At 48.1% G+C, this 214-nt stretch carries 1 protein-coding gene; it reads right to left on the bottom strand.

The genetic code is table 11. From position 1 onward, the window contains the following. On the bottom strand, positions 1-214 hold a 214-nt coding region (locus IDG65_RS15200), incomplete at both ends, for a hypothetical protein (RefSeq protein ID WP_048997645.1).

The raw sequence follows: 214 nt of genomic DNA, 5'->3' as shown, positions 1-214 counted from the left end.
CTGAGTCGCTATCTGAGTCTGAGTCGCTGTCTGAATCTGAATCGCTGTCTGAGTCTGAATCGCTATCTGAATCTGAATCGCTATCTGAGTCTGAGTCGCTATCCGAATCTGAATCGCTGTCTGAGTCCGAATCGCTATCTGAATCTGAGTCGCTGTCTGAATCTGAGTCGCTATCTGAATCTGAGTCGCTGTCTGAGTCTGAGTCGCTATCTGA

Source organism: Staphylococcus sp. EG-SA-17 (assembly GCF_017151845.1).
In the GTDB taxonomy this organism is placed as follows: Bacteria; Bacillota; Bacilli; order Staphylococcales; family Staphylococcaceae; genus Staphylococcus; species Staphylococcus aureus.
This window is presented reverse-complemented; position numbering and strand designations above follow the sequence as displayed.